The organism is Roseibium sp. (assembly GCF_025698965.1).
GTDB lineage: Bacteria > Pseudomonadota > Alphaproteobacteria > Rhizobiales > Stappiaceae > Roseibium.
Genome location: NZ_JAILWL010000017.1, coordinates 21,267 through 27,266, shown reverse-complemented (window position 1 = coordinate 27,266; position 6,000 = coordinate 21,267). Strand labels below are relative to the sequence as shown.

Below are 6,000 nucleotides of genomic sequence, written 5' to 3'. Positions count from 1 at the left end.
GGCGATTGAAGACGTAACGGTCACGTTCACCGCATAGTCGGCGTCGTAGCCCTTGTCTTTCATGACCGGGACAAGGATCGACCCCAGCGCTGAGATATCAGCGATGGCCGATCCGGAGATCCCGCCGAACAGCATGGATGAAGAAACGTTTACGACACCAAGCCCACCGCGCACTGCACCGACCGCAGCCTGCGCGAAACGCACCAGGCGCATGGCGATACCGCCGTGGAACATCAGTTCTCCCGCAAAGATGAAAAACGGAATTGCCATCAGCGAAAAGACATTGATACCCGAGACGATGCGTTGAAACCCCACAAAGAGCGGTAAACCTTCAAACCAGAAAGCCGCCAGGGCAGCGATGCCCAGTGCAAAGGCAACGGGTGTTCCGATGATGACACAAAGGGCAAACACCCCCAGAAGCAGCGCGAGTCCCATTTTTTATCCTTGTTCTAAGCTGTCTTCGCGTTGATCTCGCCCAAGCATCAGGCGGATCAAGTGACCCATGGAAAAGAGAAAGATCAGAACCCCGCAAATTGTCAGCGGCAATGACCGCAGCCCTTCCGACCATTGGATCAGCGGGATCAATGTCTTCCATTTGAAGATCGTCAATTCCGTGCCGTACCAGAACATCATGGCGCCGAAGACAGCCATGAGTACATCGCTCACGCAGACAAATACGATCCGTATCCAGGACGGCACCAGACTGCGAAACAAGACAACCGATAGATGGGTATTCTGGTTCACGCCAACCGCTGCGCCCAGAAACGTGATGACCATGATCAGCAGAAGCGAGACCTGCTCGACCCATGTCGGGGTATCGTTCAAGACATACCGCCCAAAAACCAGCCAGGCAAAAATCGCGGTCATGATGACAAGCGCTGACCCGGCCAGGATAAGGCAGATCTTTGAAATCAGGTCGAATGCCGAGTCCATACGCTGCAGGAAGGCAGGCTGTTCAGACTTTTCACGCATCAGATCTCTCTCTTTTGAAATTCGCCCGGCATCCAATGATGGAGCCGGGCGAGCTCAGGTGTTGTCAAAGCCAGTCGTCACTCGGTCGACTTGGCAAGGTCCACCAGTGTCTTCATGTCAGGGTTGGCGGCAAGGTATTCTTCGTAAACTGCGGCCATTGCATCCTGGAACGGGCCCTTGTCAGCAATCTCGTTGACGACAATACCGGCAGCTTCAACATCCTTGCGGGCCTGTTCTGACTGAATCGCCCAGAGTTCGTGTTGGTAAAGTGCGGCCTCTTCAGCTGCTTTCTTCACCTCAGCCTGCATTTCCGGTGACAACGCTTCGAACTTGGCAGTGTTCACGCAGATGCATTCCGGAATGATCAAATGCTCGCTGAGGGAGTAGTTGGTCGTCACTTCATAATGGCCGACATTCTTGAACGACGGAAAGTTGTTCTCTGCGCCATCGACAACACCGGTTTTCAAGGCCTGCTGTACTTCGGAAAACGCCATTGGTGACGGGTTACCACCCATTGCCGAAATCATGGCGGTGTATAGGTCATTGTTCATGACCCTGATCTTCAGACCTTCCACATCAGCTGGCGTGTTGATCGGCTTCTGGCTGTAGAAAGACCGCGCGCCGGCATCAATCCAAGCAAGCGGTGTAAGTCCGGCATCAGCCATGCCTTGGGCCACGATATCTCCGGCTTCACCTTCAAGAACCCGGAACATGTGCGGCACGCTTTTGAAGATGAAGGGCAATGAAACAAGGTTTGCTTCCTTGACCATCGGACCGATCGGTCCAAGGTTGAAATTGCCAACTTCGATTGCGCCGATCCGAACCTGTTCCAACGCATCGGGCTGGGACCCGAGAACACCGCCGTGAAACACCTCCACGGTGAGATCACCACCAGTGGCATCGGCAACCAGTTCGGCAAATTTGTCCATCGCGGCGGTATTCGGGTGACCGTCATGGTGGATATTCCAAGCACGCCATTGCTCAGCAGCAGCCACGCCGCCCATGACAGACATCGCGGCCAGGGCACCTACCAGGGCTGTAGAGACTTTCTTGTACATGTTTTCCTCCTCGTTCGATTAAAGGCCAGAGCTACCTGGCAGTTGAGGGAAGCGACTTAGGAAAAGGTCACGCTTCCGTTGATTTCGACGCTGATTTCCGGGACGAACCCTGCTTTTTTCAACCTTCTTTCATTGAGGCAGCAGATGTGCTTCTCGATCCGATTCAGTGAAATTCGCGGGATCTGTGCCCCTCTCGGAATTGACGGTGGCATTGCGGAATTCGGCTCTTACCCTGCCCGCGCAAACCAGACCAATTCGCTCACTCCCAATTTCTTCGCATGTCCATTCCTTTCGAAACATCACGTGCGACTGCATCCGGATCGCAATCAACTTGACTGGTTGTGTCGGTCGTGGATGCAGCCTCGATCATCGGTTCCTCCCTTCGATCTGCGTTTACGATATGTATTTTACAAATTTTTACAAGTTAAAAAATGAATAAAACAAATTTTAGGGTAGATTATGAATAACCATTTGAAATAAAAGTATTTTTATGAACTGACGCTACTTCGAAAGTTGGAAAATCCAGCTTCGATCAAATACCGGCGAAAAGATCTCGACGGCAGGTCCGCCTGAAAACGGGGCTGCTGACAGCCCCGTATCCACCGTCAGGAAAAGAAAAGCCCGCCATTGATATCGACACACGCACCAGTCATGTAGGCCGATTGCTCGGAGGCAAGAAACACCGCAAGATTGGCAACTTCCTCAGAAGAGCCCTCCCTCTTCAAAGGGGTGACCCCGGCAACATGCTCACGCACCTCAGGTTTGGTGAAGGTGTTGTGGAAGTCCGTGTCGATCATTCCCGGGCAAAGAGCGTTCACGCGAATGTCTGGAGCCAGCTCCTTGGCCATGCCCCGGGTCATTGTCATGACAGCGCCTTTCGAGGTTGCATAAGCCATCGCGCCAGGTCCGCCCCCATCTCTGCCGGCTTGTGAAGCCATGTTAACAATGGCCCCACCCGGTCTCATATGCGGAAGCGCCGACTGAGTGATCAGGAATGCAGAGGTAACATTTAGATCGAAGACATTCTGCCAGAATTCTGGCGTGATCTCGGCGACCTTTTTGCGAGCGACCAGCCCCCCAGTGATCGGCATGACAATGTCGATACCGCCAAATTCGGCAACGGTTTTGTCAACGAGTGCGGTTACGTCTTCCTGGCTGGTCATATCCCCCTGAAGGGCAAATGCCTTGCCGCCTTTCGCCTTGATCTCCTCAACGGCGCTTTCGGCACCGGCGCTGCTGGCGAAATAGTTGATCGCCACGTTCGCGCCAGCTTCGGCCAGCGCCATAACGCACGCACGCCCGATATCCCTGCCGCCACCGGTGACAATTGCTGTTTTTCCCTTGAGGTTCATTATAGGTCTCCTGAAGACTTAGAAGTCGTGTTTGAAAACGAGATGTCTGGCACCGGCATTCGGATCAGGAATTGACGCGGCTCCGGATCGCAATCCGGAACCCAGATCTTCTGCTAGCTATCTGAAACAGTTCAAATAAATTCAGAATCTCTTTCTTGCTTTCGAAGATCGAGCAAACAATCAAGGCACAGTCTCGATTGCGCGCCCTCTCCACACTTGTTGGAAGCGATTTCCCAACCGATACATCAAATCAGCAGCACAAATCAACACAAATTTTTACAAATTAATTACAAAAGCAGAATGCGGCTTGTCATATAGACACTACAATCCGCTGATTTTTGCGATTTTTCCTGATCTTTTTGCTTTTCAAAACAACAAAAATCATTTGTAATAGCGCTCAGATTACTAATTTATATGTTATTTTTCAGTAAGATATGCAGAATTCCGATCAATTGCGATTCAAGAGAAAAGATATTTGATACTCAAAAATTTTACAAATAATTGACAAGTTGAGAAGTCATGGCTATTCATCAGGGAAAGATTGCAATTTGCATCATAATACAAGCGGCGGAGCTTACCCCATGACCGGTCTGAGCAAACAGACACAAGAAAAACTGATGACTGTCAGCACGGCAACGCTCACGACGGTCATGTTCAAGCGCGGCTTGCGCAATATCTTTCTTCAGGGTGTTCACCGGCTGCGACCGGGACCGAACATGGTCGGGATCGCCTATACACTCAGATATATCCCGGCACGCGAAGATCTTGATCACATAGAGTCATTCGCCGACCGCACGAATGCGCAGCGAAAGGGGGTTGAAGAATGCCCACCAGGAGCAGTGTTTGTCATCGATTCTCGCGGGGACGCCTCTGCCGCGTCCGCCGGTTGCATTCTGGCGGCCCGTCTGCAGGCCCGCGGCTGCAACGGTATAGTGACAGACGGCGGCTTCAGGGATACTCCGGAAATCGCAGAACTGAAAATGCCGAGTTATCATTCGCGACCAAGCGCTCCGACAAACCTGACGAAGCATCATGCCGTGGCAGTGAATGACCCGATTGCCTGCGGTGGTGTGTCGGTTTTTCCGGGCGACATCATCGTCGGAGACAACGAAGGAGTTGTTTGCATACCGCAACATATGGCAAACGAAGTCTCGGAAGAAGCTTCGGAGATGACGGTCTTCGAGGACTTCGTGTTGGAAATGGTGAGACAAGGCGCTTCGACATTCGGGCTCTACCCCCCGACCGATCCGTCTATCAAGGACAGGTTTACAGCGTGGCGGCAGGCAAAAGGCAGATAAAGCAATCTCCGGCAACGGAGCGGCAGGTGCGTGACCGGACACTGTCCGACAAGGCCTATGAGAGTATTCTGTCCAAAATAATGGATGGAGACATACCGGTTGGTGGCAAACTACCGACCGAGCAGGTTCTTTCAGAGGAACTCGGTGTCTCCCGCCCTGTCTTGCGTCAGGCGCTGAAGCAGCTGCGGGAAGATGATGTTGTCGTCTCGCGGCAGGGTTCCGGTTCTTACGTCAAACGCCGGCCGGAAGGGGCGGTTCTCGATTTTGCACCTGTGGGTTCCATTGCAGACATCCAGCGAACCTTCGAATTCAGGGCCGCCGTAGAGGGCGAAGCTGCCTTCCTGGCGGCCGAACGGCGTACAGATGCCGATCTGAACGAATTGCAGGCAACCCTTAAGGAACTTGACCGCTGCATCGAGGAAGGTGAACTTGGCGTTGCGGCCGACGAAGCATTTCATGTGGCGGTCTGCAATGCGGCCGACAACAAGTACTTCGTTGCGGCAAGGTCCTCGATGAAATCAAACATCCTGACCGGAATGAACCTGACAAGGAACCTGTCTCTGACAAAACCTCAGGACAGAATGCGCCTGGTCCAGGCCGAGCATTACGACATTTACAACGCGATTGAAGCGCGCGATTGCAGCGCCGCAAGATTGGCGATGCGCGCTCACGTGGAAAACGCCCGCAAGCGCATTTTTGAAGGTTGAATTGAAGGGGCTCCCGCAATGAAGCCCCTTTGCTGCAAAGAGATGGCCAAACCGGCAGCGCCCGTCTCAGACAACCGGCCGGCCATGCGCTTCAAGAAAATCGTCCCGGCGCGGCGCAAAGGCGTCAAAGAGACTCCCGGTCTCCTCGCAAATACATGAATGCACTGCGTTCGAGGGGATGACCATCGCGTCGCCCGGCCCAAGAACCTTGGTGTTTCCTTCGACGGTGAAGCGGAAACGTCCAGACGCAACATAAGTTGTTTGTGTATGCGGATGGTTATGCGGCAGCCCTTCGCCCCCCTCTTCGAAACGAAACTCAACCATCATGATATCCTTGTTTTCGCAGAGTATCCGACGTTTCGCGCCTGGACCTGAATCCATCCACTCGGACGGTGAGTCTGAATGTACGATCATCACTTCCCTCATTTGTTAAATTTGTAATTATACTTGTATAATTTGTAAATAAACTCGTCAATGTGTAAACCCCGTGCAGCGCCAAACGGTGATGCAGTCATCTTGCCGTTGACTTCAGCCAGACCGCACTTTTGGCGCAATTCGTTGCTCATACTTCAGGCCTGTCGAAATTGGGCGACGAGGCTGTCAGGTCTTTGGG

The 6,000-nt window shown here is 52.8% G+C and carries 7 protein-coding genes; 2 read left to right on the top strand and 5 right to left on the bottom strand.

The window, feature by feature from the left end; translation table 11 throughout:
- From K5905_RS02820 to K5905_RS02805, 4 genes are all read right to left on the bottom strand, one after another.
- Nucleotides 1-435 (bottom strand): TRAP transporter large permease subunit (locus K5905_RS02820; protein WP_297580117.1); only part of this gene is annotated, 435 nt, incomplete at its 3' end.
- A gap of 3 nt (nt 436-438) precedes the next feature.
- Nucleotides 439-972, bottom strand: coding sequence for a TRAP transporter small permease (locus tag K5905_RS02815; protein WP_297580115.1), 534 nt, complete (start codon nt 970-972; stop codon nt 439-441).
- Between the two features lie 77 nt (nt 973-1,049).
- Nucleotides 1,050-2,030: a TRAP transporter substrate-binding protein gene (locus K5905_RS02810; protein ID WP_297580113.1), complete on the bottom strand. Its 981-nt coding sequence runs from the start codon at nt 2,028-2,030 to the stop codon at nt 1,050-1,052.
- A 605-nt stretch (nt 2,031-2,635) separates the two neighbouring features.
- Nucleotides 2,636-3,382: an SDR family NAD(P)-dependent oxidoreductase gene (locus K5905_RS02805; protein WP_297580111.1), complete on the bottom strand. Its 747-nt coding sequence runs from the start codon at nt 3,380-3,382 to the stop codon at nt 2,636-2,638.
- 581 nt (nt 3,383-3,963) lie between these two features.
- Between K5905_RS02805 and K5905_RS02800 the strand changes: the two genes are divergently transcribed.
- Entirely contained in the window at nt 3,964-4,680 is a 717-nt protein-coding gene (locus K5905_RS02800; RefSeq protein WP_297580109.1) for a ribonuclease activity regulator RraA, read from the top strand.
- Between the two features lie 26 nt (nt 4,681-4,706).
- On the top strand, nt 4,707-5,387 hold the full coding sequence (locus tag K5905_RS02795) for a FadR/GntR family transcriptional regulator (protein ID WP_297580107.1): 681 nt from the start codon (nt 4,707-4,709) through the stop codon (nt 5,385-5,387).
- A 66-nt stretch (nt 5,388-5,453) separates the two neighbouring features.
- On the opposite strand, the gene K5905_RS02790 is transcribed toward K5905_RS02795, so the two are convergent.
- Complete coding sequence (locus tag K5905_RS02790) at nt 5,454-5,801, bottom strand: cupin domain-containing protein (protein ID WP_297580105.1); 348 nt, start codon at nt 5,799-5,801, stop codon at nt 5,454-5,456.
- Nucleotides 5,802-6,000: the final 199 nt, after the last annotated feature.

Bases quoted from the DNA above. Each gene is read 5' to 3' on its own strand.
- K5905_RS02805 (WP_297580111.1), bottom strand. From the start codon at position 3,382: ATGAACCTCAAGGGAAAAACAGCAATTGTCACCGGTGGCGGCAGGGAT.
- K5905_RS02815 (WP_297580115.1), bottom strand. From the start codon at position 972: ATGCGTGAAAAGTCTGAACAGCCTGCCTTCCTGCAGCGTATGGACTCG.
- K5905_RS02790 (WP_297580105.1), bottom strand. From the start codon at position 5,801: ATGATCGTACATTCAGACTCACCGTCCGAGTGGATGGATTCAGGTCCA.
- K5905_RS02810 (WP_297580113.1), bottom strand. From the start codon at position 2,030: ATGTACAAGAAAGTCTCTACAGCCCTGGTAGGTGCCCTGGCCGCGATG.
- K5905_RS02800 (WP_297580109.1), top strand. From the start codon at position 3,964: ATGACCGGTCTGAGCAAACAGACACAAGAAAAACTGATGACTGTCAGC.